Origin of the sequence: Microbulbifer variabilis (genome assembly GCF_023716485.1) — a bacterium.
In the GTDB taxonomy this organism is placed as follows: domain Bacteria; phylum Pseudomonadota; class Gammaproteobacteria; order Pseudomonadales; family Cellvibrionaceae; genus Microbulbifer; species Microbulbifer variabilis_B.
Genome location: NZ_CP092418.1, coordinates 3,192,985 through 3,219,265, shown reverse-complemented (window position 1 = coordinate 3,219,265; position 26,281 = coordinate 3,192,985). Strand labels below are relative to the sequence as shown.

The following is a 26,281-nucleotide window of genomic DNA, read 5'->3' as shown; positions in this document are numbered from 1 at the left end:
TTTTTTGGAAGCGGCGCAAGGCTGTCACCCACTATCCGTCAACGGAGAATGCAGGTGACCGCTCTGGGCCGCTTCTGCGGTTTGACAGGATTACCTCAGGCAACTTATGTCACAAGAAAAAGAATTTACTGCCCAACCAGAACTGTTGGAGCAGTCGCGCAAATTCCTGGCAGAACACACGGACCTAAAGTGGATTGAAGGCTTTATGTTCGATATCAATGGTGTCCCCCGCGGCAAATGGCTACCAGCAGAAGCGGCGGAGAAGCTGCTGAAGGGAAGCCTGCAAATGCCGCGTAGCGCTGTCAGCCTGGATATCTGGGGGCGGGATATTGAAGATAGCCCTCTGGTGTTTGCCAGTGGTGACAGTGATGGCGTTTGTCTGCCGGTATCGCCGATCAGTCTGGCGCCCTGGCACCGGGAGGTAACAGCACAGCTGCATATGCAGTTGCACGAGGCGGATGGCTCTTCGCTCTATGCCGATCCACGTGCCCAGCTGCAGCGGGTGGTGGATCGCCTGCAGAAGCTCGGTTATACCGCAGTCTGTGCCACCGAATTGGAATTCTATTTGTTGCGCGATGACGTTGATCACTTGGCGCGCCCGCGCCCAGTCAGCGACAACGATGCTGAACTGGTGCCCTCTACCGATGTATATGATTTGTCTGAGCTGAACGCGCAGCGTCACTTTTTTGCCGATGTGCGTGCCGCTTGTGAGGAGCAGGGTATTCCAGCTGATTCAGTGCTCTCAGAGTGTGCGCCCGGTCAGTTTGAAATCAATCTGTTGCACAGTGCCGATCCTGTCAAGGTGGCGGATCAAACTCTGCTATTCAAGCGCCTGCTGAAAGGCGTGGCGCGCAGTCACGGCTTCCGTGTAAGCACTATGGCTAAACCCTTTGGGGATCAGGCTGGCAACGGTATGCACGTGCATATGAGTTTGATTGATAGCCATGGTAAAAATGTTTTTGATGATGGCAGTGAAGAGGGCTCCGAGCTGCTGCGTCAGGCAGCGGCAGGTATGTTGGCAACCGCCAATGATGCGATGGCATTCTTTGCGCCACACAGCAATTCCTACCGCCGCTTCCAAGAGAGTTCTCACGCGCCGCTGAATTTGTGCTGGGGCTACGACAACCGCACCACCACTTTGCGAGTACCAGCCAGTAATCCCGAGGCTCGTCGTATCGAACACCGCATTGCTGGTGCCGATGTGAATCCCTACTTGGTCTTGGCGGGTATTTTGGCCGGTGTCTGCCACGGAATTGAGAACCAGTTACAGGCTCCCGATCCAGTTGAAGGCGATGCCTATCAGGTGCAAAGCGAGCAACTGATTAATACCTGGAGTGGGGCACTGAAGCGCTTTGATAAGAGTGCGTTGTGGAGAGAATATCTCGATCCTCGGTTTGTCGAACTTTTCCTTATGCTGAAGCGTCAGGAGATGGCGGAGATTGGCGCTCGAGTTACCGATGTGGAATACCAAAGTTATTTGCATCGGGTTTAATCACGGTTTCTCGTGTACCGGCGGCATAAATACTGAACGGCTTTTACGACAGGAATGCCGGCAGGAATACAGGAGAGATCGATACTCTGCTATACCTAAATTTAAGTGCGTAACGTACTTGAAACTCTCCTCCTGAAAGTGTGTTCGAGAAACCTGGCCCGCCTTTTGGCGGGCATTTTTTTTTGCAGGTCAAAAATAAATACATAGGCTATTTTCCCAGCTCTTTTGCTAAAAAACTCTTGTCACACTTTTCTTTCTATTCATCCTGCCTCTGATGACTGGGCTGAGAGTAAACCTGGCGCAGGCAAAAATATTTTTAAATGGGGGATGTGCAGCGCAGAGATCTGGTGTAGTTCATCGGCTGATAATGTATTTGATAGAAGTTCGCTGCGTACTTTATTTGGCTTCAGAAGCCACGCGGAAGGGCAGACTGGCCAAGAGAGTGGATTACTTCTGCCTAGCAGTCATTTCCCCGCCAGTGTATTCTTCCGCTTTATCAGCGTAGGGCCCCGGATTGGTCGATTGCTTTAGCCAGGCTTCACAGCAGGGCGCTGCCTTTTTGATTAATGAGTGTGGGTCTCAGAACAAGCAGATGGGGAATCTATGACCGCCTTGGGAAATTGTGCAGACGGTCCAATGGCTAGCGAGACACGGCCACTAAAAATATGTCTACTGGGATATCGCAGTCATCCGCACAGTGGTGGCCAGGGAATTTATCTCCGTTACTTGAGTAAGGCTCTGGTTGATGCCGGCCATTCGGTCGATGTGATATCCGGCCAGCCCTACCCAGAGCTGGATGAGCGGGTGAGCTTGATCAAGATGCCCGGACTCAATCTCTATGAAGTAGAAAAGCCCAGCCGTGCCCTTAGACCAAAACATCTGCTCTCTTGGGCAGACTTCTTTGAATGGCTGAGTAAACTGACCGGCGGTTTTGCCGAGCCATATACTTTTGGTCGTCGCGTGCGTAAATACTTACGTCAGCATGGTCACCAATATGACATAGTTCACGATAACCAATCGCTTTGCTATGGGCTGTTGGATATCGAGCGCAGCGGCCTCCCAGTTGTTGCCACTATTCACCATCCCATTACCCGCGATCGCCAGCTAGCCCTAGATGCGGCGCCGGACTGGCGCTTTCGTTTGTTGGTGCGACGCTGGCACAACTTCCTGAATATGCAAATCAAGGTTTCGAGGAAGTTGCGCCATATTGTCACGGTATCGCGCCAGTCAGAGCGAGACATCATCGAACAATTCGGGGTGGCGCCGGAGCAAATACACCTGATCTATAACGGTATCGACACAGAGATCTTCAGCCCCGATAACAAGGTGGATCGCCAACCCTTGCGTATTATGACGACCTCTTCGGCGGACCAGCCGCTCAAAGGGCTTGGAGTCTTACTGCAGGCCATGGCCGGATTGCGTGAGCGCTTTCCTGAGCTGGAGCTATTGGTGGTTGGCCGTTTGCGCAAAGGCGGCGCTACCGAAAAGCTGTTGCAGAAGTTGAAACTGCAAGATGCTGTGCAGTTTGTTTCTGGGATTTCCAATGAAGAACTGGTGAACCACTACCGCAGTGCAACAGTAGTGGCCTGCCCATCACTGTATGAAGGGTTTGGCTTGCCTGCGGGTGAGGCGATGGCCTGTGGGGCCCCGGTGGTTTCCAGTGATGGAGGCGCGCTGCCAGAAGTTGTCGGCGACGCCGGCATCGTCGTCCCGGCCGGTGACAGTAATGCGCTGGCGGAGGCCCTTGGTCGTGTTCTGGCGGATAAATCTTTGCAAGCGGATATGGGCGCTCAAGGCAGGGCGCGTATTGAAAACAAGTTCTGTTGGAGTTTGGCGGCATCGAACCTGGTGGCTTACTACCGGGAAATACTTGGCGAGTCTGTCGTGCAACAGCAGAATGAAACGGGCTTAGTCGATACAGATGTTAGTGGTGCGGAGGCTGCTTAATGATTACTGTAGATCCGCAACACCTGAACCTTCGCCCGGGACAAAAAGTTTTGGACCTGGGCTGTGGCGAGGGGCGTCACTCCATTCATTTGATGATCACTGATGAGGTGGATGTATACGGCATTGATCTGTGCCTAGATGATGTGTGTACCGCCAATGAGCGGGCAGAGCCTTTTAATAATTCTGAACACGCCAAAGGGCGCCTGTTACTTGGGGTTGCCAATGGTTTGCAGCTGCCGTTTGCCGACGCCACATTCGATGTAGTGATCTGCTCCGAGGTATTGGAGCACATTCATGAGTATAAAGCGGTTCTCGCAGAAATTGACCGTGTATTGAAGCCCTCAGGTATCTTTGCCGCTACTGTGCCGGCGTATTTTCCCGAGTGGGTCTGCTGGCAGCTTAGCGATGCGTATCATCAGGTGGAGGGGGGGCATATCCGTATTTTCCGTGAGCGGGAGCTCCGTCAGAGTATTGAAGCCCTGGGACATCACCATTTCGCTCGGCACAAGGCGCACGCACTGCACGCGCCCTATTGGTGGTTGAAGTGTCTGTTTTGGGATAAGCCAGATAACCGCTTGGTGAAAGCTTACCATCGCTTGTTAGTGTGGGACTTGATGAAGCGGCCCGCACTCACACGTGTGGCTGAAAAGCTGTTGAACCCTCTTTTGGGGAAAAGTGTCGCGCTCTATTTTGTGAAAGCGGAGCAGCGGGCGCCTGAGCCCCTGGGTTTGGCTGGGGAGGTGAACCCATGAGTGAAACGGTATTGCCCCCCAAAAAGAGTACAAGCCTTTTCCCCGTAGGTTTTGTGCGTGATAGCGCAGCCTATATCCTTTCCCAGCAATTACCCGATGGCTCAATCCCCTGGTTTAAAGGGCACTATGCCGATCCTTGGGATCATGTTGAGGCGGCCATGGGATTGGCTATCGCCGGAGAATTTGGTGCCGCGGAGAAAGCCTATCGCTGGTTGGCGGATATTCAATTGCCGGATGGCAGCTGGTGGGCGGCTTATAAAGATGGAGCGATCGATAACGGTGAGCGCCGGGAGACTAATTTTGTCGCCTACGTAGCCACTGGGGTCTGGCACTATTTCCTGATCAGTGGCGACAAAGGATTTCTACAGCAGTACTGGTCGATGGTTGAGCGCGCTATCGATTTTGTCCTGGGTCTTCAGACTGAATACGGTGAAATTCACTGGGCCGTGGATGCCGGGGGACAGCCCAAAGAGGACGCCCTGATTACCGGCTGTGCTTCAGTTTTTAAAAGCCTTGAGTGCGCGATCAATATTGCCAGTGTGTTGGGGGTGGCTCGACCGGAATGGGTGCGGGGGCGCACGGCATTAGGTGTGGCTCTACAAAGTAAACCCGAGCGTTTTGATCGTACCTGGGAGAGCAAGGCGCGTTTTTCCATGGATTGGTTTTACCCTGTGCTCACTGGTGCATTTACAGGCGAAGCTGCGCGTGCACGACTACAGCAGCGCTGGGATGAGTTTGTGGTGGCCGGTTTGGGTTGCCGTTGTGTCAATGATGAGCCCTGGGTGACCGTGGCGGAATCCTGCGAGTTGACTATGGCCCTATTGGCCTCGGGACAGCGGGCACGTGCGGAGATCATTTATCGCGGCCTGCACCGCTGGCAGGACAGCGATGGTGGCTACTGGACTGGATATGTCTATCGAGACCAGGCGGTTTGGCCCGAGGAGAAAACCACCTGGACCGTGGGTGCGATGCTGCTTGCGGCAGATGCACTCGCCGACCTGACGCCGGCGAGCGGTTTGTTTACCTCGGTATGCCTGCCTTCAGATACGGCGAAGGATGCCCAGGGTGTCGACAGTTTCGACCAGCTCGAATTGAGCGGAAGCTAGAGCGAGCTTGTAAATGTCATAGGGGGCTTGGCCGCCATCGGCGGGGTCGGGGAATATATCGTGAATGGCCAGGTAGCCGCCTGGCACGATATGCCTGGACCAGCTGCGATAGTCGGTCAGTGCCGCTTCAAGGGAGTGGCCTCCGTCGATAAATACCAGACCCAGTGGGGTATTCCAGTGGCGCGCGGCCACCGAGGAGGGAGCTACCACGGGAACAACCCAGTCTTCCAGTTCGGCCGCTCTCATATTGGCTCGAAAGGTTCGGAAGCTGTCCATTAGGTTGGCTTTTTGGTCAAACAAATCGGGATCGTGGTATTCCTCACCCGGTTGATGCTCCTCGGAGCCGCGGTGGTGGTCCACGGCAAACACGACACTGTCGGTCAGTTTGCAGGCTGAAGCTAAGTAGATTGTGGACTTACCGCAGTAGCTGCCTACTTCGAGACAGGGGCCGAGGCTGCTGGTCTCAGCGGCAAGATGATAGAGCGCTTCGCCCTCGTGGGCAGCGAGGAATCCCTTGATGGCTCGGATATCGATGGGCAAATGGATGGACATATTTTACTGCTTGCTATTTTACTTGGCTCAAACACTAAACCGGCGCTTGCACAAAAGCAATTGCGATTTTTTGTGGGCAGTTCGCCCCATCAAGTAGATATTTAATTATGCGCAAGGATCATAGGCCTTACTGGTTAAAGCGCCTGCAGTTGCATTGGCGCAATTGGCGCACGCACTATTTTTTACTTCCTCAATTTGATGCGGTAGGTGTTGATCCCGAGGTGATGGACCCTTCTTCAGTACATGTTTTTGGAGGGAATGTTCGCCTGGGTAATTATCCCCATTTAATTTCTAATGCGGAAAAGTGCATTCGCTTTACTACCTTTGGGCACAAGGGGCGCGAGGCTTTTATTACCATTGGGGACTATGTGCTGATCTCTCCCGGAGCGCGGATATCGGCTGCGCAGTCCATAGAAATTGGCGATGCCTGTATGATCGCCGCTAATGTTTATATTTCTGATTCCGATTGGCATGGCCTCTATAATCGTACCAGGCCTTTTCGTTGCACCGTACCGGTGCGTCTTGGGAATAATGTTTGGATTGGCGATAGTGCGACTATTTGTAAAGGCGTAAGCATTGGTGATAATTCCGTTGTCGGCGCGGGTAGTGTGGTCACCAAGGATGTGCCAGCCAATACAGTGGTAGCAGGGAATCCAGCCAAGCCGATAAAAACCATTAACCCCAAACGAAGAATGATTACCCGCGAGGCGCTTTTTGCCGATGCTTTCCGCCAGGCTCACAATATGGATGAGCTGGATAAATTTATGCTGCAAGGTAATAGCCTATTTGGCTGGCTGCGCGCTGTATTTTTCCCTCGCCGCGGCGATTAACGTTGATTACTGCTTCGCTTTGATTTTTGCGAACAGGTAAAAAGATGAAAAAAAGAAAAAGTATTGTTCTGATTGGCATGCCCGGTGCAGGTAAAAGTACTTTGGGTGTGTTGTTGGCCAAAGAGCTGGCCCTGGATTTTGTTGATACAGATGTTTTGATTCAGGCGCGGGAGGGGAAAACACTGCAGGAAATTATGGCGGAGAGTGACTACCTCAATTTGCGGGCTATAGAGGGGGAGGTCATTGCCGCAGCGCAGCTGCCCAAGCATGTGGTTTCCACTGGGGGCAGCGCGGTCTACAGTGCTGAGGGAATGGCTAATCTGCGTGCGCAGGGCACAGTCGTGTTTTTGGAATGTTCCGCAGATGAACTTCGCCGGAGAATCCACAATTATGAAAGTCGTGGGATAGCCAAAGCACCGGAGCAAAGTTTTGACAGTTTATTTGAGGAGCGCCAGATCCTCTACCGCAAATATGCGGATATTACTTTGCGCTGTGATGGTTTGAATCTGCAACAGGCATTGGATCGATTAATGCAAAAGCTGCGGGCGTTGGCTTGATAGGTTTTTTGAGCCCCACAAACTATGGGGCTCATTCATGAGGCTCTGGTATTGCCTCAGCCTCTTATTCTGCTAGAGCGGCAACTGAGTGGTATATTTCACTTGTTTAAGGGCGAAGGTGGAATTCACCGAGGCTACATTGGGCAGGTGCACCAGTGAGCGTTTTAACAGTTGCTCGTAATGTTCAACACTGTCCACTACTACACGCAGAACATAGTCCTTGTCGCCACTGGTTGAATAGCATTCGACCACTTCCTGAACATCCTGTACCGCAGTCTCGAAATTATTCAGGGACTCTTCATCGTGGTTGTGGATGGTCACGTAACAATATACTGTGACTCCCAGGTCCAATTTACGCGGGTCCAGCAGGGTGACGCGGCCGCGAATAATACCCTCCGCCTCCAGCCTTTTGATACGGCGCCAGCAGGGGGTGTGGGAAAGACCGACTTTGTCTCCGAGCTCCGCCATGGAATAATCGGCGTTCTCCTGCAGCGCTCGCAGAATCTTGCGGTCGAAATCATCCAGGTCTGTCGAACGCTTCATAAAGACTCCTATCCTATAAAAAATTGCTCGATCGAGATTTTCATCACAAATTTACGCACATTTACGTAAATAAAGCAATGCTCTGTTGCGCTTAACGCACTAGTATGACCTGACCAATCCGTTTCAGCCTGAGCGCTTTTTGTGATTACCCGCCAGAGAGTTTTGCAGGGTGCCGAAAAATTGATCAGCTAACTACCGAGACGGAGCAATTCGGAAGAATAATGACTTATAGCTCGAACTGGGTTTCGAGAAGAATAAATGACCGGAAACTAGGTGTATGACTGAAAAAGTAGCCAGTCCCCAGCGCGCGGTGGACTCCCAGGTGAAAAAACAAATCTCACTGGATGATCGCTTTACCACCCTCAAAGGCCGTGTGCTTCTTTCGGGGATCCAGGCGCTGGTGCGTCTGCCCATTGACCAGATGCGGATGGACCAAGCTCGCGGTTTAAATACCGCAACTTTTATCTCCGGTTACCGCGGCTCTCCCCTCGGTGGTTATGACTTGCAGCTCTCGAGGGCCAAAAAGTTACTGGATCAGCACAATATTCGATTCCAGCCGGGCGTGAATGAGGAGCTGGCCGCGACGGCCGTGTGGGGCTCCCAGCAGGTTGGCCTATTCGATGGCGCTCAAGTCGATGGCGTTTGTGGTATCTGGTATGGCAAGACTCCGGGCGTGGATCGCTCATGTGATGCCTTCCGTCACGCCAATGCTGCGGGTTCCTCGCCAAAGGGTGGTGCTCTTATTGTCGCTGGGGATGACCACGGCTGTAAGTCCTCTTCCTACCCGGGGCAGTCGGAATTTGCTTTCGTGGATATGCATCTTCCAGTCTTGAATCCTGCAACTGTGCAGGAGGTCTTGGATTACGGCCACTATGGCCTTGAGTTGTCCCGTTTTAGTGGCTGCTGGGTGGCAATGATCACTCTGGCAGAGAATATGGATAGTTCCGCTACCGTGGAAGTCGATCCCCAGCGGGTACAGTTCAATTATCCTGAGATCGAGCGCCCCACAGGTGGCCTGAATATCCGCAAGCAGGATAACCCCCTCGAACAGGAAGAGCGTCTGTGGCGCTATAAGCGCCCGGCGGCTCTGGCATTTGCTCGGGCGAACAAGCTGAACAAGGTTGTGCTGGAAAACTCCAATGCCACTCTTGGTATCGTCACTACCGGTAAGGCTCACCTGGACTTGATGCAGGCCTTCGAGGACATGGGGATTAATGAGGAAAAAGCCCGGCAATTGGGCATTCGTATCCTCAAAGTGGGGATGACCTACCCCCTCGATGTACCTGGAATTCAGGAGTTTGCCCGCGGCTTAGATACTTTGCTGGTGCTGGAGGAAAAGCGTAGTCTGATGGAGGTGCAGCTGAAAGAGGAGCTGTACAATGTTCACCTCAAAGACCCTAATTTCCCGCGTATTCTCGGGAAAGTAGATGAACACGATCAACCGCTGATGCCTGCCTATGGTGAGCTATCCCCGGCCATTATTTCCCAGGTGCTTGGTCTGATTTTGGATCAGGATAAGCTGGGTGAGCGCGGGCGACATCGCTTGATGCGCCTTAATGCCCTGGCCCAGCGCATCGCGCAACAAGCGGGTTCCAATGTTTCTCGCCTACCCATGTTTTGTGCCGGCTGCCCGCATAACCGTTCCACCAAAGTGCCTGAGGGCAGTCGCGCCCTTGCCGGAATCGGCTGCCACTATATGGCTCAGTGGCTGGACCGCGAGACGTTCACCTTTACCCAAATGGGCGCCGAAGGGGTCAACTGGGTGGGACAGGCGCCTTTCACCGATGAAAAGCATGTATTTGTGAACCTGGGGGATGGTACTTATTTCCACTCGGGGGTCCTCGCAATTCGCGCTTCTGTCGCCGCTAAGGTAAATATCACCTACAAAATCCTGTTCAACGATGCTGTCGCCATGACAGGTGGCCAGCCTCATGATGGAGAGTTGGCGCCGGATATGATTTGCCGCCAAGTGCTGGCCGAGGGTGTGCAGAAGGTTGTTCTGGTGATGGACAACCCAGACAAATATCAGGGTGCCCTGAGCTTCCCTTCCGAGGTAGAGATTCGCCATCGGGATTATATGCCGGCGGTAATGGAGGAGTTGCGTGAGGTGGAAGGGTGTACGGTCATTATTTACGACCAGACCTGTGCCACTGAATTGCGCCGTAAGCGCAAGCGCGGCTTACTACCCCAGGCTGAGGGGCGCCCCTTTATTAATGAGTTGGTGTGTGAAGGCTGTGGCGACTGTGTGCAGCAATCCAGCTGTATTGCCGTGGAAAAGGTTTCTACAGCTTTGGGGGACAAGCGCCGTGTTAACCAGACCGGTTGTAATCAGGATCTGTCCTGTATCAATGGCTTCTGTCCCTCGTTTGTGACGGTAAAAGGTGGGCGCTTGGCTAAAGGTGCGGGCGTTGGCGATATCTTGCGCACAGAAGCAGAAAAGCTGCCTGCACCACAACTGCCGGGTCTGGATGAACCCTTTAACTTCCTGGTGACAGGAGTGGGGGGTACCGGGGTGGTGACTATTGGTGCTCTGTTAGCGATGGCGGCCCACATAGAAGGCAAAGCCTGCAGTACCCTGGATCAGACCGGCCTCGCGCAAAAAGGCGGCGCGGTGTATTCCCATATTCGTTTTGCAGCCCACCCAGAAGCATTGCAAGCCGTGCGAATCTCCGATGGTCGCGCCGATGCACTGATGGCTTGTGATTTGATCGCTGCGGGAAATCTCGCCGCCTGTTTGGCCAAGCTGGATGAAACCCACAGTCGTGCGGTGGTGAATACCCACCTGAGCCCCACCGCTGCCACCGTTTTGGGGCGTGAGGATGCTCACTCTCCACAAGCGGTTCTCGATACCCTAAGTAACGCGGTTAACGCGCTGGATTCTGTTGAGGCTCACCGTCTGACCAAATCTGCACTTGGAGATACTCTGGCGGCCAATATATTTATGTTGGGCTTTGCTTGGCAAAAAGGCCTATTGCCACTTTCCCAAGCGTCGCTGTTACAGGCAATTGAGCTGAATGGTGTGGCAGTGGAGGGCAATCTGCAGGGTTTTGCTGCCGGGCGCCTTGCTGCCGCAGACCGCAAAGCTCTAAACCGGTTGCTTGCTCACGATCGAGCGCCTGTACAGCTACCCAAAGGTCTGGATGAAATTGTTGCTCACCGGGTTGAGCATCTGACTGGCTATCAAAATGTAGAGTTGGCTAAGCGCTACCAAGTTTTGGTGGATAAAGTTAAAGCGGCGGAAACCCTTAAGGTACCCGGGCGCCAAATGGTCGCCGAAGTGGTTGCGCAAAATTATGCCAAGTTGCTCGCTTACAAGGATGAGTATGAGGTTGCGCGCCTCTACACTGACGGGCGCTTTACTCAATCTTTGCGGGAGAATTTTAGCGGAGACTTTGACCTCGAATTCAACTTGGCACCGCCATTACTGGCCCGTTTCGACAAAGTGTTGGGGCGTCCTCGCAAAATGAAGTTTGGTGGTTGGATGCACAAAGCATTCGGAGCCTTGGCCAAATTAAAGTTCCTGCGCGGTACTGCTCTGGATATTTTCGGCTATACCGCTGAGCGACGTATGGAGCGGTCTTTAATCGCTGAGTATGAGCAACTGGTTGAGAAAGTGGTGGGGCAGTTGAACGAACAAAACCACCAGGCGGCTATTGAATTGCTCAGTTATCCTGAGGTTATTAAAGGTTACGGGCACATCAAAGAGGCTAATGTATTGGAGGCGCAACGCCAAAGAGAGCAGGCGCTAGGTCGTTTTGAAAATCCTGTTGGTAAAACCGGCCAAGCTAGAGAGGTTGAAATTTTCGACCCCACTAAGGCTCAGCAAGTGGGCTAACGTTCCGCTCCTACTAAAGCCCCGGTGGGTTTTCGCCGGGGTTGTTCCGCTTACCAGAATCCCTGCATACGAATAGCAAGCTGCTTGGTTTGATCGCCGGTAAATTTATCATCCCCGAGAGTCACGTTCAGCATCAGGCGCACTTTGGGATTAAAATAGTAATTAAACCCAAAAACAAAATTACTTACCTTCATGCCGGGAATATCCCGGTTTTCGATGGTATCGTAGCGTGCGGTAATCTCGAAGGCGCTCTCTGGTGGAGTAGGTTTGATAGATCTGAAAACTCCATTTTTCTCATCATAGGGTTTGTGCTGACCAGTGATCGCCCAACTTCCCACGATATACCAAGTGCGTACATCTTGGTCTCCGATAAAACAACCGGTATATGGGTCACAAAAAAAACGAGGCGGCGCGCCAAAGAACTCAAAAAATGTAAATTCGGATAAATAGAAATCTCCGGAAAAAATCCCAAAAGCGTATTCAGACTGGGCGTAAAAAGGCCCATAGGCGCCAGCGAGTTCTAATCCCAGAATCCACACATCTCCACCAGGGTCGCCCTGATAAAATTCATCATCGCCAAAATCACCGAAGAAAAATTCACCACCACCGGGGCTCAGTGCAACCAGTTGTTCTGGGCCGCGACGCCCTGCGTATTCGACTAGTGCCTCGCGCGGTGGCGTGTCTTCATTGGCGTCTTCATAGCTGAATGAAGCGCCCAGATGTACAGTGCTGTCGAAGTTACTGATTGGGGCCCAGGTAAATCGGGTGGCGGCACCAATACCCTCGTTGCGTGGATCACCGGGGTTGCGCAGATTAAAAAGGGTGACCCCATAGGTATGACAGCACCAATGGGTATGCCAGCCAATTCCCTGTTGCCTGCCGCGGTTGTCGTAAATACCAGCGGATGAGGCAAAGGATCTCTCCATCATGGTGATTTGATTGGAGGAAGTGAGTTGGTTCATCGAGCGGCTGGGTTTAAAATTTCCTATGCGGAGGCTTCCATCAAAGACTTTAGTGCCCAGGTATACAGTCCTTAATCCTCCAGTTCCAGAGGAGGCAAAGTCTCTTTCCAGTTCGTATTCCCATTTCCACAATTTTCCCCGCATTTTTAGTCGTACTCGACGAAAATCTGTAGTGTTTACGGGTTCTTCAAGTTCTGTATCAAACAAGATGGTGTCATAGTAGTTTTTATCTTTGTCAAAAAAATATGTGTCAAAGTGAATGCGGCCGCCGAGTTCTGCAGAAAAATTTTCATCCTTGGACGTAATTTTTAGTCCCCCTTCAGTTTTGGCCTTATCAGCAGTGGCGAAGGGAGATAAAAGTACACAGGTTAGGGCGAAATACAGGGCGTAGTATTTCATGCAGTGTCCTTAGAGGCGGCTGTATCTTTAGCTGCGTATTGTTGCAGTTTAGCAAGTAGGTTTGATGATTTTTCGGTTTTCTGGGGTAGGGTTTACTTATAAATAGAAGGTCTTGGGGTGTGGCCGAGTAAGGGATGGGGGTTCTTAAGTAAGCCCGTGAAACACCTGTAGCTGTGTATACTTCTACAAGTGTTTCCTGGGTGGAAATGAAGCTGGTTGTAGCTCAATTGTTTTCCTGATAAGTGAAGGTTTAGATACGCTCCAGCTTATAGCCTTTTTGCTTCATCAGCTCAGCAATGCTGCCTTGGCCGACTAAATGACCGGCGCCGACAACCACAAAGAGTTTGCGATACTTCGGCGCTTTTAAGATTATTTTGTTCGCCATTTTCTCGTTGCGCTGAAAAAACAATTTTTCATAAAGCGGCTGATACTCGGGATTTTCTTCAAGGCCATCGAGAATAATCAGGCGATTGAGAGCTTTGTCGTCTCCGGCTTTCCATGCACTAGTGAGCTTTGGCAAAAAGGTGGAGATATCTTCCAGCTGCTCAAGTGTTTGCTGGAGTAAAAGGGCGGGATTATCCAGGCCATTTAATAGCTGGAATTGCTGTAGAACCCCCTCCAGTTCCAATACCGGTTTGCCGTCCTTTTTAGCCTTACTTAGGAAGTGGCGATCGATACCCAGCTCCGGGTTGAGACCCTGGGCCTGCATTTCGATCATGCTCATGGAAATCATGGCGATGGCTGGGCGCTGGCGAATAAACATAGCCTCCGGCATGTTGCGTTTGTACATCCAGGCTTGTAATTTCTTGTACAAATCTGCGGGGAGATCATCACGCAGGCTGCGTTCTCCCTGATAAACAGACTCCATCATAATTTTCTGCTGTATCAACATATCGCTTTCGGCGGCGAGGATATCAGCTTCAACAGCAACGGCATCACTTTGGGCATAGGCACGCTCTATCTGGGAGCGCATTGGGTAATAGTCTTCTGTGGCCAGGTGGATAGATCCCAGCAGGTAGACAGTTTTGTCCTCCTTGGTGGCTTTCCAGAAAATACCTTGATCTGTTTCGGCTGCAGAGGCTGTGCCAACAAATAATATAAGAACAAGAGCGATTGACCGAGTGAAGTAGCGTTGGAACATTACTTTTCCCTGAATGTGTTGAGGCGAATCATGTTAGCACTCGAGAAGCCCGTCTGATACCAAGTGACTGCGTAGGTAAATTGGCCTTGCCAGAGGGGTTTGTTGCAAATCTGTGTGGAATCTACTGGGAAATTACTTCTGTGAGGGTCAAAATACTCCCTTTGTTCCACTTTTGCGGTAGATGTTTTGAGAATTGTACAAATCTGGCCTGAATTGGAGCCTGGAGATAGAGGCAAGGCTGCGCTGGATTTCATTCAGGAGTTGGCTCGTCAGGACGCAAAACCAATTGTGATCTCAGCCGGGGGGGCCTTGGTGGCGCGCCTCGAACTGCATGATGTTCAACATATCCCATTGCCTTTGAACAAGAAGCCTTTTTGGGCTATGGCCCTTGTGCGCCGCTTACGCAGTGTCCTACAGAATTTAAATGCGGATGTGGTCCATGTCCATGGGCGTTTAACCGCCCAGGTGGTCTGGCGAGCTTGGGATGGTATGGATGTCAATACACGCCCCAGTTTGGTTACTCATGTCGATGGTTATTATTCGCCCAGTCGAAGGGATGTAGGGTTGGTTTCCGGGCCATGTGTGATCGCATCATCCGATGGAATTGCCAGCCACCTGAAAGCGCATCTTGGGGAAAAATTGGTTAATCCTACCCATATCGTGCACTGGGGCATTAGCTCTCGGGAGTTCGATCGCAGTAAACCTGTATCAGGCCAATGGCATCTGCGTTTCCTGAATAGCTATCCGCAACTGGAGGGAAAAAATTGGTGGCTGTATTCGGGCCCCTTGTCTGAAAAGGGTGAGCTGAAGGTGTTTTTGCACGCTCTGGCGCGGGCCGTAACTAGTCGGGAGGATTTATTGGGGTTGGTGGTAGGGGCATCAAAGGGTGGTGATTTACACCATATCCGCAAATTGGAGCAATTGGCTCAAGAGTTGGGGCTGGAAGGGAAAGTACTTTTTCTGGGAGAGAGAAAGGATTTACGGGAGCTCTATGCCTCCTCGCAATTGACTTTCAGTTTGGCCAACCCTGGTGAGCCTAGCGGCCAAAGTGCTATGCAGGCTTTGGCGATGGGGTGCTCTGTGGTTGCCTATAAAGATACTTGTGCTGGAGAGGTGCTGGAGGGCTGCTTCCCCAAGGGGGTCGTTGAGCGGGGAGATTCACAAGCTTTATGTGATGTGGGGCTGGCTTTAATGGAGCGGCGGGATAAAGTGGAGTTAAATGGTTTTTTTCATGAAGAAATCGTTAAAAAGACCATAAATATCTATCAGGATTTAGTTGGTTCTTCCAGCCAGGCAGAGGCTGATTAAAAATTAAAGTGCCCATTAAATGAGGCAAAATCGAAACCGGGATTGGGGATATTCGTATAGGCATTGGAAAAGTGGCTATAGCGCAGCGATAGTGTATGGCCACTACTGAAGCGATAGCCCAGAGCAAAATGTAAGGCAAAATTTACCTTGGTGCTGAGTCGAATGTCGCCAAATTCCTGCTGGCTTAAATAAGAAGCCCCGACACCCGCCTCACCAAAGCTACCTAGGGGTTCACTGCGCGGATACCAACGCAGCACCGGTTTGATTTCTAGAATATTTTGCTGCTGGGTTTTATTGAGGTGTTCCAGGCGGATATAGGAATAACTGCCTTGTCCCCACCACTGCCAGGAATTATTGGCATTGTTGAAAGAGGTGAACAGGTAGGAATAGTTGATACCGCCTACTTTGGCGGCTGAAATCGAGTCTCTCTGCATTAGGACATTTCCTAGCCCCTTTCCTGCGCTGATAATAATTTCCTGTTCGGCGATAGTGGCAGGGGCGCCGGGGAGAATCCAAGCGAGCAACAGTGTACAGCCCAATGCTGTGTTGCCGCTTACACCATTTTTGGAATATTTACGCATGGGTTGTGAGGATCATAGTTGCAAGAGCTGTAATTAAGACTAGTGGGAAAGTGATTGAAGGCAAGCACGCTACCTATCGACCGCCACCGGCTTCCTCAAGTTTGGCTGGGGCTGAGATCAGCCCCAGGCCGCGGAGTTTTTGGGCGGTTATCGCCACTGACGTTTCAGTTGACGAATGGCATCGGAGTGCAGTTGGCGGGCGCGTTCCTGGCTGAGCCCAAGCTGTTCGCCGATAACTCTGAAAGAGCAATCCTTGTCTGAAATCAGTCCATAGCGCAGGTTCAATACCGTCCTTTGCCTAGCTGGCAGGCGGTCGACAGCTTCGCGTAGTCGCTCTGCCAGCTCTTGGTTGGTGACCAATTCATCGGTATTGTAAAGTTCGTCGGCGGGAGCGTAATCCAAGCGGGTACTGCTCTGGTCGTCTGCGACAGGGTCGTCCAGTGAGCCTGTTGGGCCGGGTAGCTTGAGCAAGCTTTGAATTCGTTCCAGGTCAAGCCCCGTGTGCCTGGCCAGATTTTCATCGGATGCGGGCTGGCCTAATGCGCGTACCTCGCCGATGGCACGGTAAATTGTGCGTAAGTCATCCTGCACATTGGCTGGCTGGCGAACCAAATCTTCATTGCGCCGCATGGCCAGTTGTATTTCCTGCTGAATCCACCAGTAGGCGTAGGTTGAAAATCGGTAGCCCATTTGCGGCTTGAAGCGCTCTATGGCCTTCATTAAGCCGACGTTCCCCTCCTGAATCAGATCAATAAAAGGGACCGAGGGATTGCGAAAGCGCTTGGCAATAGCGATGACCAGGCGTAAATTGCACTGAATCAGCTTTTTTCTTTGTTCCTGAAAGCGTCTCAGAAGCCCACCGAGTTTGCTTCTTTCCCGTCGGGTGAGTTCTTCGAGTGACAGTAACATCTCTGTGCGAGCAATAATCAGGCCGTGGTCATAGGCACCGGTACTGCCCCGCTGCTCCACGCCTTCACTACGCAATTGCACAAGCTCAGTCCCGCACTGCTGTAATTTCTCAATTAGGGTATCTTCGAGATCCCGTAGTAGGCAGGTGGTGCTGTGTTCCTCCTCGGGGGTAAGCAGCTCAAGTCTGTACAGATGCTTGAGATAGCTTTGCATTGGGGTGCTGCCACTTTCGCTGAGCGATTCCCCAACTGAATGGATCTCTTCGATATCGGGTTCGGCATCTTCTGCCTGACCGCGATTTTCCGCATTGGAGCAGGAATCGGAGAGGGCGTTGTCTGTATCCTTCAGCCAGTCTTCATCCCTTGAGTAAAAATTTTCTCGGGACAAGTGCTTAAACCTTCTGTTGACTGCGTGAACGATATGCTTTGTTCAGTCTCTCCAGGCGCTCTTGGCGCCCTTTTCACTTTAACGATAGATGAAAGTTGAATTTTGCGCCCAATAAAGGCTGACTGATGGGTTTTTGTGGGAGGGGCTGTGCGCAGCAAACGCCCAGTTAATAAAAGATAAATTATTTTAGGCGCTTAACTCGCATTTTCTTTCCGCCATTGGCGGGTTTCATAAAGAAGGAGCCAAACATTGCACGCTCTACGATAATGAGATCGCCGGCCTTCCAGAAAATGCGTCCTGTATCATTCTGCTTCCAAATCTGACCATTCTCCAGAGTGACAATCTTTTTATTGTGAGTGCTCTCTTGAATCTCAGTGATTCTTGCCTCAATAGACTCAGGTGTCTCTACAGTTTGCTTATACTCTTGACCAAAATTTTGTTCGGCTCGCCTTTCAATGGAGTTACTGAGCTTATCGTAGCAGGCCAATCGGTCTGTATTGGATGTCACTTTAGAGCAGTGTTTGAGCTGCTTTCCAAGTGAATCTGCATAAACACTGGAGGTAAGGATCGCTAGAAGGGAAATTATAAAAAATCGAGTCATGACTATTTATTACGCTTTTGCCGGTTGTTGGCTTTATTTTGCCGGAGCAGTTGGTGATGGACAATTGGATTTGTGCGTCTCAGCACGCTTTTAGTGGAACCTACATGGAAAAATAGCTTCCATAAAAATGGGTCACCCTGCCACTCTTTAGTGCTCAGGCCGGCTCATTTGTAAGAGCAGCGCTTACATTAGGAGGTTGTCGAGCGCTTAGCTATTGGTTGGGTTAAAAATATAGGCAAAAACTATCCAGGGGCGGAAAATGAAAGGTCTTATTACTCCCGCAGTTCTATTGGCCACGCTAGGTTACCTTAGTTTTGAGGGGTTGCGACTCTCTTTTGCAGGTGAGGCCTTTGCCGCTACGAGCATGGTTAGCCTGTCTCAGAGCCAGCAGGGGAAAAACATAGAGCAGGACTTTTCTGGAAATGGTGCTCAGAAGGAAATGCTTGATGGCAGTGAGATGATGGAATTTGAAGGGGATATATTTGCGGATGTGCCTGAGCATGCGGCAACCGATAAGAGTGTCGGGCAGAGAGATTCATTGGGAGAGAAATCCCCAAGTAAGTAATGCAAGGGTATCCTTCTTAGTAAAAAACCGGGTTTTACCCGGTTTTTTACTGTTTACATGGGCTCAGCGTTTTTGAGCGCTAAAGTGTTTGCCGCTTTGACTACGGCTGTCATCGCCCATTAAGTAGAGGTAGGTGGGCATAATTTCTTCTGGTGCCGCCACAGACTTGGGGTTTTCTGCCGGATAGGCTGTTGCGCGCATTGGGGTGCGAGTTGCGCCTGGGTTGAGGCTATTCACCCGTACATTGGATACACCATCCAACTCATCGGCTAATACCTGCATAAGGCCTTCTGTTGCGAACTTTGATACAGAGTAGGCACCCCAATAAGCCCTTCCCTTTAGGCCAACACTGGAGCTGGTGAATACCACTGATCCGGCTTCGGATTTTTCCAGTAATGGCAGTAGTGTGTTGGTGAGTCCAAATACGGCATTAACATTGACCTGCATAACCTGTTGCCAGGCGGAGAAATTGTAATTTGCCAGAGGGGTGCGCTGCCCGAGGAGGCTGGCATTGTGAAGTAGCCCATCGAGACGGCCAAACTCCTGTTCAATGGCCTCGGCAAAACTTTCAAAGTGCTCTATTTTGGCTTCATTGAGGTCCATTGGGAAAATGGCCGGCTGCGGTCCTCCTGCGGCCTCAATCTCGTCATAGGCCATTTCGAGTTTTGGAGTGGTGCGTCCCAGTAAGATTACAGTGGCTCCGTGTGCGGCGAAAGTCTTTGCTGCAACCTTGCCAATACCGTCACCAGCGCCGGTAACAAGTATGATTTTATCTTTTAGTAGGTTTGATGGAGCGACATAGTCGCCGGCATATTCAGACATGAAACATCCTGATGCTGGCGCCCAGCATCGGGCCGGGCATGGTTTCGAAGGTTAAATATAATGTTGCTGGAGTAGAGGCCAGATTTCATCCACTGAGCTGACCAGGTGATCGGCACCCCAGTTAGTGGGATCGTCGGATGCATCAATATATCCGTATGCGCAAGCAATGGTGGGCATGCCCGCACGCTGGCCGGCAATGATATCTCGCTGATGATCCCCTATATAAACGGCATCCGCTGGAGTGCAGCCTATTTTGCTGCAGGCGAGCAGTATGGCTTCAGGGTCCGGCTTGGACTTGCTCACATGATCCGGGCAAATCACAGTGGAGGCTGGCGGCAGGTATTCGAATGCTCGCATAAGGGGCGCAGTAAACGCTTCGGGCTTGTTGGTAACGATACCCCAGGGGATTTCATTTTGTGCCAGCGTATCAAGTAATGGCTCTATGCCGGGAAAAGGTACGGTCTGCTCTGCGAGGTGTGCCAGGTAAAGATCCAGTAGACGCTGCAAAAGGCTGGAAAATTCAGGATCGCCTTCCTGCTTGCCAAACCCCAGGGTGACCAGTGCTCGCGAGCCGCTAGAGACGGTGCCACGGATAACCTGATCGGGCAGGGGAGGGAGTTGCTCCTGGTGGCGCAACTGATTGAGCACGACAATAAAGTCTGGTGCGGTGTCGAGGAGTGTGCCATCCAGATCAAATAAAACTGCTTTCATTCTATGGTTCGCTTATTCGGGTTTGCTGGCATACATCAGGTAATTGACGTCGACGTCGCGGGGGTTCAGTTTATAGGTGCGGGTTACCGGGTTATAGGTCATGCCGGTGATGTCGCGTAACTCCAGATCCGCCTCGCGCAGCCAGGCACCCATTTCCGAAGGTCGGATAAATTTGCTGTATTCGTGGGTGCCTTTGGGTAGTAAGCGTAGGATATATTCCGCTCCCACCACCCCGAAAAGCCAGCCTTTAGGGGTGCGGTTGATCGTCGAAAAAAACAGGTGCCCGCCGGGTTTGACCAAGTTGGCACAGGCGCGGATTACCGAGGCAGGATCGGGTACATGCTCGAGCATTTCCAGGCAGGTGACAACGTCGTAACTTCCAGGGGCTTCCTCGGCAAGTGCTTCCACTGTAATACGTCGATAATCTACCGATACGCCACTTTCCAGGGCGTGTAGCTTGGCGACATTGAGAGGGGCTTCGCCCATATCAATACCGGTTACCGTCGCGCCTCGCTGAGCCATTGCCTCGGCTAGAATGCCACCGCCACAACCGACATCCAACAGTTTTTTCCCAGCCACCGAGGCGTATCTATCGATATAATTAGCACGCAATGGGTTAATTTCGTGAAGGGGTTTAAATTCCCCTTCTTTGTCCCACCAACGGCTGGCGAGTTGTTCGAATTTGGCGATTTCCGCGGGATCTACATTACTCATGAAATTCTCTGCATACTCCGTCGCTATCAACCCGCAAATAAATTTGTGCCGGGTTAGTTCAGCACTGAGGTGCTGTCGCCGGCTATTAGCCGGTCCTAGTCCGCGAATACGAGGAGGGTCGAATGACTACTTCCGTACTTCACGGGCGGCAATAAATGACGAAGAGAGTCAATTTAATTGCCCGGTTAATCGTCAATTGCTGGCTGCTTATTGCAGTTGAACTACCGTAACCAATAACGCCTAGCGTGAATGGCCGGCGATTCTATCACGCCATAATTGCGCCCGCTGGATTACCTCTGCCTCATTCAAGGTCAACAGCTGGCGATCCTCCAGCAGTTGTTTGCCGGCAACCCAGACATCGCTGACATTGTGTCCACCGCTGGCATAAATTAACTGTGATACAGGGTCATGCACTGGTTGCTGTTCGAGGCCGGACAGATCGATCGCGGCAATATCGGCGCTTTTGCCGATTTCCAGGCTGCCAGTCTTCTCTTCAATTCCCAGGGCGCGGGCACCATTGATGGTGGCCATCGCCAGTGCCTGGTGAGCGGGAAGCGCAGTGGCCTTGCCGCTTACGGCTTTGGCGAGCAGGGCGGCGGTACTGGCCTCGGCAAAAAGGTCCTGACTATTGTTACTCGCGGCTCCATCGGTGCCCAGTGATACATTGATACCGGCGTCGAGCATCTCGACCGTGGGGCAGAAGCCGGAGGCCAGCTTGAGGTTGGAGGATGGGCAATGGGCCACATGCGCACCACTGGTTTTTAACAACTCTATGTCCCGTTCATTGGTTGCTACCATGTGCACACAGAGCGTTTGTGGGCTCATCAGGCCTAGCCGCTGTAGTCGTTCGGTGGGGCGTTCACCATGTTGTTTCAACGCAGTTTCCACTTCTTGGTAAGTCTCATGCAGATGGATCTGCACGGGAATTTGCGCCTCGGCGGAACACACGGCGATTTTTTCCAGGGTCTGATCGCCAACTGTATAAGGGGCGTGTGGTGCAAACATCACCTCAATGCGTTCATGGGCGCGGTAGTTGTCGCGCAGTGCCAAGCCTTTGTGCAAGGCCTCTTCGGCGTGGCGGCTCCAAGGGGTGGGTACGTCTAATATCGGGAAGGCGATGTGAGCGCGGATGCCGGTTTCCCGAGCGGCGATTGCTACGGCTTCTGGGTAGAAGTACTGATCTGAGAAGGTGGTAGTGCCCGAGCGCAACATTTCAGCAATAGCGTGGCGGCTGCCATCTGCGACAAACTCCGGCCCCACCCAGCGTTGTTCCGCTGGCCAGATATGTTTCTCCAGCCACTCCTTGAGGGGGCGGTCATCAGCATAACCCCGCAATAGTGTCATGGGCGCGTGATTGTGAGTATTGATCAGTCCGGGAATCAGGGCGTGATGTCCAAGTTCTACTTCCCGCTTTGCCTTAAAGCGTATCTTGGCTTCTGCCGATGGCATCAGAGCGGTAATTTGTCCGCCTTCAACAGCGAGTGAGCAGTTCTCGTACACTTTTTGTTCGGGGACTACCGGAATAATCCAGCGCGCATGAATCAGGGTATCTATTGCTTGGGGCATGGGAGGTAAGTGGCGACGGTTAAGATAGGGATTTACTTTAGCGGCAGAGTCTGCCCGCGGCAACAGCTGTAGGCGAGGCTCGGAAGTGCGTGGGGACTGCCATCCAAAGGCGTCAAACTGTGCTAGAATCGCCCGCTTATCCGGGCTCAGTATCCATGCCCGCGCTATAAAAGGAACGCCGTAAGCCATGGGCGAATTAGCCAAAGAAATCTCTCCGATTAATATCGAAGAAGAACTAAAGCAGTCTTATCTCGACTACGCCATGAGCGTGATCGTCGGGCGCGCACTGCCGGATGTACGCGATGGCCTCAAGCCGGTACACCGTCGTGTGCTCTTCGCTATGAGCGAGCTTAAAAACGACTGGAACAAACCTTATAAAAAGTCAGCGCGTGTCGTTGGCGATGTGATTGGTAAATATCACCCGCACGGAGATACTGCGGTCTACGACACCATTGTGCGTATGGCTCAGCCGTTCTCTATGCGCTACACACTGGTGGATGGCCAGGGTAACTTCGGTTCTATCGACGGTGATAGCCCGGCCGCCATGCGTTATACCGAAATTCGCATGGATAAGCTGGCCCACGAGCTGCTATCCGACCTTGATAAAGAAACGGTCAATTTTGTCGACAACTACGATGGCTCCGAGCAGATGCCGGAGGTACTGCCTTCCCGAGTACCGAACCTGCTGGTAAACGGTTCCTCCGGTATTGCCGTGGGCATGGCCACCAATATTCCTCCTCACAATTTGGGGGAAGTTGTTAATGCCTGCCTGGCGCTGATCGCTAATCCCGAGCTGTCTGTCGATGACTTGATGGAGCATATTCCCGGGCCGGACTTCCCCACTGGCGCAACCATTAATGGCCGTGCCGGTATCTTGCTAGCCTACCGCACTGGTCGCGGACGCATCTATGTGCGCGCCAAGGCGGACGTTGTTCGCGATGACAAGAGCAATCGCGAAACGATCATCATTACTGAGATTCCCTTCCAGCTGAACAAAGCGCGCCTGATTGAGCGAATTGCCGAGCTGGTGAAAGAGAAGAAGATTGAGGGTATCTCTGAGCTGCGCGATGAATCCGATAAAGACGGCTTGCGTGTAGTGATTGAGCTTAAGCGCGGTGAGCTGGGTGATGTGGTCCTGAATAACCTCTATTCCCAGACCCAGCTGGAGAGCGTGTTCGGCATCAATATGGTAGCTCTGGTTGATGGCCAGCCCAAGGTGCTGAACCTGAAAGAGTTGCTTGAGCACTTTGTACGTCACCGCCAGGAAGTGGTTACCCGCCGTACGGTTTACCTGCTGCGTAAAGCACGCGAGCGCGGCCACATTCTGGAAGGCCTGGCAATTGCTATCGCCAATATTGATCCGGTTATTGAACTGATTAAATCCTCCGCAACGCCGGCGGAAGCCCGTGAGGCGCTGCTAGCCAAGGGTTGGCCGGTGGGTAACGTACAGCAGTTCCTGGAGCGCGCTGGCGCCGATGCCTGCCGCCCAGATGACCTGCCTAAAGAATTTGGCCTGCGCGATAACGCTTACTATTTGTCCCCGGCTCAGGCCCAGGCCATTCTCGAACTGCGCCTGCACCGCCTCACTGGTATGGAGCACGACAAACTGCTGGCGGAATACCAGGACCGCTTGGAGCAGATCGCTGAGTATCTGCATATCCTCGGCAGTTTTGAGCGCTTGATGGAAGTGATTCGCGAGGAGCTGGAGCAGCTGTCAAAAGACTTTGGCGATGAGCGTCGCACCGATATTGTTGCCTCCCGTCAGGATTTGACCGTAGAAGATCTGATCACCCCGGAAGACAAGGTGGTGACCATTTCCCACGGTGGCTATGCCAAGAGCCAGCCTCTGACCGATTACCAAGCCCAGCGTCGTGGTGGTATGGGTAAGTCGGCCACTCAGGTGAAAGATGAAGACTTCGTCGAGCACCTGCTGATCGCCAACTCCCATGACACTATCTTGTGCTTCTCTAACAAGGGCAAGGTGTATTGGCTCAAGGTCTATGAAGTGCCGACTGCTGGCCGCGCCTCCCGTGGCCGCCCGGTGGTCAATATGCTGCCCCTCGAAGAGGGTGAGCGCATTAGTAGTCTGATGCCAGTGTCTGAATACGATGAGGATCACTTTATTTTCTTCACCACCGCCAATGGCACCGTGAAGAAGACTCCACTGACGGCCTTTGCCCGTCCGCGCAGCGTTGGTTTGCGCGCAATTGAGCTGGAGGAGGGCGATCGTCTCGTCGCTACAGCGGTAACCGATGGTGAGCGCGATGTGTTGCTGCTCACTAGTGCTGGTAAAGCAGCCCGCTTCTCCGAAGCCAATGTGCGCTCTATGGGGCGCGTGTCTCGCGGTGTGCGTGGTATCCGGATGCAGGAGGGGCAGGAAGTGATCGCCATGGTAATCCCTGAAGAGGGAGGCTCCGTGATGATGGCGACTGAAAACGGCTACGGTAAGCGCACCGCGATCAGCGAGTTCCCCACGAAAGGTCGAGGTACCCAGGGGGTTATCGCAATCGCCGAAAGCGAGCGTAACGGCGCTCTGGTCGGAGCCTGTCAGGTCCACCCGGGTGAGGAAATGATGTTAATTTCCGATCAGGGTACTCTGGTGCGCACCCGAGTCGATGAGGTTTCGGTGCTGGGGCGCAATACCCAGGGTGTCCGTGTCATTCGACTCAAGAGCGGTGAAAAACTCGTGGGCCTCGGGCGCATCGAGGAGACGGAAGAAGAGGGTGAAGATAACGGTGGGGCCGAGTGACCCACCCCAAACTACCAACAGAAAGGCTGCGATTATCGCGGCCTTTCTTGCCTCTGGCACCCTAAGAAATGCTTAAAAGCGTGATATCCATCTCCCAAGATGGTGTTTTGTGCGTCGGCATATCTAGTTGAATTTGAAACCATTTTTAGTTTGTGGAAATCAGGTCATGAGGAAATACAATTTCTGCGCTGGTCCAGCGGCTCTGCCGGAACCGGTCTTACAGCAAGCACAGTTGGAGCTGATGGACTGGCGCGGTCTGGGTTGTTCAGTGATGGAGGTTAGCCACCGGTCGCCGGAATTTGTTGAGGTGGCTGAGCGCGCGGAGCAGGACTTGCGCGATCTGCTCAAGGTGCCGGATAACTATAAGGTGCTGTTTCTGCAGGGGGGGGCTACCGGGCAATTTAGCGCGATACCCTGGAACTTGTTTGGCGCCGGCTCTAAGCAGGCAGATTTTATCCACTCGGGACAATGGGCCGCAAAAGCGATTAAAGAGGCCCGGCGCTATGGTGATGTGAATGTGGTCGCCACTAGCGAGGACCGCAATTTTAGTTATGTGCCAGCGCAGAATAGCTGGCAGCAGAGCGAGGGTGCGGCCTATCTTCATTACACGCCCAACGAGACTATTGGCGGTATCGAGTTTGATTATGTTCCAGAAGTGGACTGCCCTCTGGTTGCGGATATGTCATCAAATATCCTTTCCTGCCCGATCGACGTGGAGAAGTTCGGTGTAATTTATGCCGGCGCGCAAAAAAATATTGGACCTTCGGGAATTGCGGTCGCCTTAGTGCGCGATGATCTCCTGGATCGGGCGATGAAAGATATTCCGCGCAGTTTGAGCTGGAAAGTGGCAGCCGATGCCGGTTCAATGGATAACACCCCGCCCACATTTGCCTGGTACCTTTCCGGCCTGGTTTTCCAGTGGCTTAAGGCGCAGGGCGGGGTTGAAGCTATGGCCCAACAGGCCGCTAAAAAATCCTCGTTACTCTATGAGTTTCTCGATGGCAGCGATTTCTTTTCCAGTCCGGTAGAAAAGTCCAGTCGCTCGCGGATGAATGTCCCATTTGTGCTGGCCGATGAGCGCCTCGATAAACCGTTTTTACAAGAGGCTGAAGCAGCTGGGCTGTTGAGTTTGAAGGGACATCGCTCTGTGGGTGGCATGCGCGCATCCCTTTACAACGCGGTGCCTTTTGAGGCGGTGAAGGCGTTAGTGGCCTTTATGGCAGACTTTGAAGCCCGCAAAGGCTAGAGAGTA

General features: G+C 52.3%; 22 protein-coding genes. 11 read left to right on the top strand and 11 right to left on the bottom strand.

Annotated features, from left to right (window positions below):
- Positions 1–106 precede the first annotated feature (106 nt).
- The 4 genes from MJO52_RS14300 to MJO52_RS14285 all read left to right on the top strand — a co-directional run bounded on the left by MJO52_RS14300 (position 107) and on the right by MJO52_RS14285 (position 5,297).
- Positions 107–1,492 carry a glutamine synthetase family protein gene (locus MJO52_RS14300; RefSeq protein ID WP_252082416.1) on the top strand — a complete coding sequence of 462 codons (1,386 nt, stop codon included), beginning with the start codon at positions 107–109 and terminating at the stop codon, positions 1,490–1,492.
- Positions 1,493–2,095: 603 nt separating this feature from the next.
- On the top strand, positions 2,096–3,439 hold the full coding sequence (locus MJO52_RS14295; protein WP_252082414.1) for a glycosyltransferase family 4 protein: 1,344 nt from the start codon (positions 2,096–2,098) through the stop codon (positions 3,437–3,439).
- Positions 3,439–4,191, top strand: coding sequence for a class I SAM-dependent methyltransferase (locus MJO52_RS14290; RefSeq protein ID WP_252082412.1), 753 nt, complete (start codon positions 3,439–3,441; stop codon positions 4,189–4,191). The genes MJO52_RS14295 and MJO52_RS14290 overlap by 1 nt, the downstream gene beginning before the upstream one ends.
- Positions 4,188–5,297, top strand: a complete 1,110-nt coding sequence (locus MJO52_RS14285; protein ID WP_252082410.1) for a prenyltransferase/squalene oxidase repeat-containing protein — start codon at positions 4,188–4,190, stop codon at positions 5,295–5,297. The genes MJO52_RS14290 and MJO52_RS14285 overlap by 4 nt, the downstream gene beginning before the upstream one ends.
- Here MJO52_RS14285 and MJO52_RS14280 read toward each other — a convergent pair.
- Entirely contained in the window at positions 5,232–5,849 is a 618-nt protein-coding gene (locus MJO52_RS14280; RefSeq protein ID WP_252082408.1) for a class I SAM-dependent methyltransferase, read from the bottom strand. The genes MJO52_RS14285 and MJO52_RS14280 overlap by 66 nt on opposite strands.
- Positions 5,850–5,956: 107 nt before the next feature.
- On the opposite strand from MJO52_RS14280, the gene MJO52_RS14275 reads away from it, so the two are divergent.
- Positions 5,957–6,679, top strand: coding sequence for an acyltransferase (locus MJO52_RS14275; protein WP_252082406.1), 723 nt, complete (start codon positions 5,957–5,959; stop codon positions 6,677–6,679).
- Between the two features lie 44 nt (positions 6,680–6,723).
- Complete coding sequence (locus MJO52_RS14270; RefSeq protein ID WP_252082404.1) at positions 6,724–7,236, top strand: shikimate kinase; 513 nt, start codon at positions 6,724–6,726, stop codon at positions 7,234–7,236.
- A gap of 72 nt (positions 7,237–7,308) precedes the next feature.
- Here the strand turns inward: MJO52_RS14270 and MJO52_RS14265 are convergent, their stop codons facing one another.
- Positions 7,309–7,779 carry an Lrp/AsnC family transcriptional regulator gene (locus MJO52_RS14265; RefSeq protein ID WP_152452743.1) on the bottom strand — a complete coding sequence of 157 codons (471 nt, stop codon included), beginning with the start codon at positions 7,777–7,779 and terminating at the stop codon, positions 7,309–7,311.
- 277 nt (positions 7,780–8,056) lie between these two features.
- Between MJO52_RS14265 and MJO52_RS14260 the strand changes: the two genes are divergently transcribed.
- Positions 8,057–11,614: an indolepyruvate ferredoxin oxidoreductase family protein gene (locus MJO52_RS14260; RefSeq protein WP_252082403.1), complete on the top strand. Its 3,558-nt coding sequence runs from the start codon at positions 8,057–8,059 to the stop codon at positions 11,612–11,614.
- A 50-nt stretch (positions 11,615–11,664) separates the two neighbouring features.
- Here the strand turns inward: MJO52_RS14260 and MJO52_RS14255 are convergent, their stop codons facing one another.
- On the bottom strand, positions 11,665–12,975 hold the full coding sequence (locus tag MJO52_RS14255) for an OprO/OprP family phosphate-selective porin (protein ID WP_252082402.1): 1,311 nt from the start codon (positions 12,973–12,975) through the stop codon (positions 11,665–11,667).
- A 250-nt stretch (positions 12,976–13,225) separates the two neighbouring features.
- Positions 13,226–14,116 (bottom strand): TraB/GumN family protein, encoded by an 891-nt coding sequence (locus tag MJO52_RS14250; protein ID WP_252082400.1) that lies wholly within the window; start codon positions 14,114–14,116, stop codon positions 13,226–13,228.
- 186 nt (positions 14,117–14,302) lie between these two features.
- Between MJO52_RS14250 and MJO52_RS14245 the strand changes: the two genes are divergently transcribed.
- On the top strand, positions 14,303–15,424 hold the full coding sequence (locus MJO52_RS14245) for a glycosyltransferase (RefSeq protein ID WP_252082398.1): 1,122 nt from the start codon (positions 14,303–14,305) through the stop codon (positions 15,422–15,424).
- Here the strand turns inward: MJO52_RS14245 and MJO52_RS14240 are convergent.
- The 3 genes from MJO52_RS14240 to MJO52_RS14230 all read right to left on the bottom strand — a co-directional run bounded on the left by MJO52_RS14240 (position 15,421) and on the right by MJO52_RS14230 (position 17,902).
- Positions 15,421–16,005, bottom strand: coding sequence for an acyloxyacyl hydrolase (locus tag MJO52_RS14240; protein ID WP_252082397.1), 585 nt, complete (start codon positions 16,003–16,005; stop codon positions 15,421–15,423). The genes MJO52_RS14245 and MJO52_RS14240 overlap by 4 nt on opposite strands.
- 147 nt (positions 16,006–16,152) lie before the next feature.
- Positions 16,153–17,301, bottom strand: a complete 1,149-nt coding sequence (locus MJO52_RS14235) for a sigma-70 family RNA polymerase sigma factor (RefSeq protein ID WP_252082396.1) — start codon at positions 17,299–17,301, stop codon at positions 16,153–16,155.
- Between the two features lie 181 nt (positions 17,302–17,482).
- Positions 17,483–17,902 carry a hypothetical protein gene (locus MJO52_RS14230; protein ID WP_252082395.1) on the bottom strand — a complete coding sequence of 140 codons (420 nt, stop codon included), beginning with the start codon at positions 17,900–17,902 and terminating at the stop codon, positions 17,483–17,485.
- A 259-nt stretch (positions 17,903–18,161) separates the two neighbouring features.
- On the opposite strand from MJO52_RS14230, the gene MJO52_RS14225 reads away from it, so the two are divergent.
- Positions 18,162–18,467: a hypothetical protein gene (locus MJO52_RS14225; protein ID WP_252082393.1), complete on the top strand. Its 306-nt coding sequence runs from the start codon at positions 18,162–18,164 to the stop codon at positions 18,465–18,467.
- A gap of 63 nt (positions 18,468–18,530) precedes the next feature.
- On the opposite strand, the gene MJO52_RS14220 is transcribed toward MJO52_RS14225, so the two are convergent.
- The 4 genes from MJO52_RS14220 to MJO52_RS14205 form a co-directional block, all read right to left on the bottom strand.
- Positions 18,531–19,289, bottom strand: coding sequence for a YciK family oxidoreductase (locus MJO52_RS14220; protein ID WP_252082391.1), 759 nt, complete (start codon positions 19,287–19,289; stop codon positions 18,531–18,533).
- Between the two features lie 51 nt (positions 19,290–19,340).
- A complete protein-coding gene (locus tag MJO52_RS14215; protein ID WP_252082390.1) occupies positions 19,341–20,000 on the bottom strand; it encodes an HAD family hydrolase in 660 nt (219 codons plus the stop codon).
- A 12-nt stretch (positions 20,001–20,012) separates the two neighbouring features.
- Complete coding sequence (ubiG, locus tag MJO52_RS14210; protein WP_252082389.1) at positions 20,013–20,714, bottom strand: bifunctional 2-polyprenyl-6-hydroxyphenol methylase/3-demethylubiquinol 3-O-methyltransferase UbiG; 702 nt, start codon at positions 20,712–20,714, stop codon at positions 20,013–20,015.
- A 240-nt stretch (positions 20,715–20,954) separates the two neighbouring features.
- Complete coding sequence (locus tag MJO52_RS14205) at positions 20,955–22,280, bottom strand: TRZ/ATZ family hydrolase (RefSeq protein WP_252086006.1); 1,326 nt, start codon at positions 22,278–22,280, stop codon at positions 20,955–20,957.
- A gap of 187 nt (positions 22,281–22,467) precedes the next feature.
- On the opposite strand from MJO52_RS14205, the gene gyrA reads away from it, so the two are divergent.
- Positions 22,468–25,029 carry a DNA gyrase subunit A gene (gene gyrA, locus MJO52_RS14200; RefSeq protein WP_252082387.1) on the top strand — a complete coding sequence of 854 codons (2,562 nt, stop codon included), beginning with the start codon at positions 22,468–22,470 and terminating at the stop codon, positions 25,027–25,029.
- Between the two features lie 166 nt (positions 25,030–25,195).
- Positions 25,196–26,275 (top strand): 3-phosphoserine/phosphohydroxythreonine transaminase, encoded by a 1,080-nt coding sequence (gene serC, locus MJO52_RS14195; RefSeq protein WP_252082385.1) that lies wholly within the window; start codon positions 25,196–25,198, stop codon positions 26,273–26,275.
- Positions 26,276–26,281 lie beyond the last annotated feature (6 nt).

Coding starts and splice junctions, on each gene's coding strand:
- MJO52_RS14250 (WP_252082400.1), bottom strand. CDS start 14,116: ATGTTCCAACGCTACTTCACTCGGTCAATCGCTCTTGTTCTTATATTA.
- MJO52_RS14260 (WP_252082403.1), top strand. CDS start 8,057: ATGACTGAAAAAGTAGCCAGTCCCCAGCGCGCGGTGGACTCCCAGGTG.
- MJO52_RS14265 (WP_152452743.1), bottom strand. CDS start 7,779: ATGAAGCGTTCGACAGACCTGGATGATTTCGACCGCAAGATTCTGCGA.
- MJO52_RS14300 (WP_252082416.1), top strand. CDS start 107: ATGTCACAAGAAAAAGAATTTACTGCCCAACCAGAACTGTTGGAGCAG.
- MJO52_RS14290 (WP_252082412.1), top strand. CDS start 3,439: ATGATTACTGTAGATCCGCAACACCTGAACCTTCGCCCGGGACAAAAA.
- MJO52_RS14215 (WP_252082390.1), bottom strand. CDS start 20,000: ATGAAAGCAGTTTTATTTGATCTGGATGGCACACTCCTCGACACCGCA.
- MJO52_RS14285 (WP_252082410.1), top strand. CDS start 4,188: ATGAGTGAAACGGTATTGCCCCCCAAAAAGAGTACAAGCCTTTTCCCC.
- serC (WP_252082385.1), top strand. CDS start 25,196: ATGAGGAAATACAATTTCTGCGCTGGTCCAGCGGCTCTGCCGGAACCG.
- ubiG (WP_252082389.1), bottom strand. CDS start 20,714: ATGAGTAATGTAGATCCCGCGGAAATCGCCAAATTCGAACAACTCGCC.
- MJO52_RS14270 (WP_252082404.1), top strand. CDS start 6,724: ATGAAAAAAAGAAAAAGTATTGTTCTGATTGGCATGCCCGGTGCAGGT.
- MJO52_RS14225 (WP_252082393.1), top strand. CDS start 18,162: ATGAAAGGTCTTATTACTCCCGCAGTTCTATTGGCCACGCTAGGTTAC.
- MJO52_RS14220 (WP_252082391.1), bottom strand. CDS start 19,289: ATGTCTGAATATGCCGGCGACTATGTCGCTCCATCAAACCTACTAAAA.
- MJO52_RS14295 (WP_252082414.1), top strand. CDS start 2,096: ATGACCGCCTTGGGAAATTGTGCAGACGGTCCAATGGCTAGCGAGACA.
- MJO52_RS14275 (WP_252082406.1), top strand. CDS start 5,957: ATGCGCAAGGATCATAGGCCTTACTGGTTAAAGCGCCTGCAGTTGCAT.
- MJO52_RS14205 (WP_252086006.1), bottom strand. CDS start 22,280: ATGCCCCAAGCAATAGATACCCTGATTCATGCGCGCTGGATTATTCCG.
- MJO52_RS14255 (WP_252082402.1), bottom strand. CDS start 12,975: ATGAAATACTACGCCCTGTATTTCGCCCTAACCTGTGTACTTTTATCT.
- MJO52_RS14240 (WP_252082397.1), bottom strand. CDS start 16,005: ATGCGTAAATATTCCAAAAATGGTGTAAGCGGCAACACAGCATTGGGC.
- gyrA (WP_252082387.1), top strand. CDS start 22,468: ATGGGCGAATTAGCCAAAGAAATCTCTCCGATTAATATCGAAGAAGAA.
- MJO52_RS14230 (WP_252082395.1), bottom strand. CDS start 17,902: ATGACTCGATTTTTTATAATTTCCCTTCTAGCGATCCTTACCTCCAGT.
- MJO52_RS14280 (WP_252082408.1), bottom strand. CDS start 5,849: ATGTCCATCCATTTGCCCATCGATATCCGAGCCATCAAGGGATTCCTC.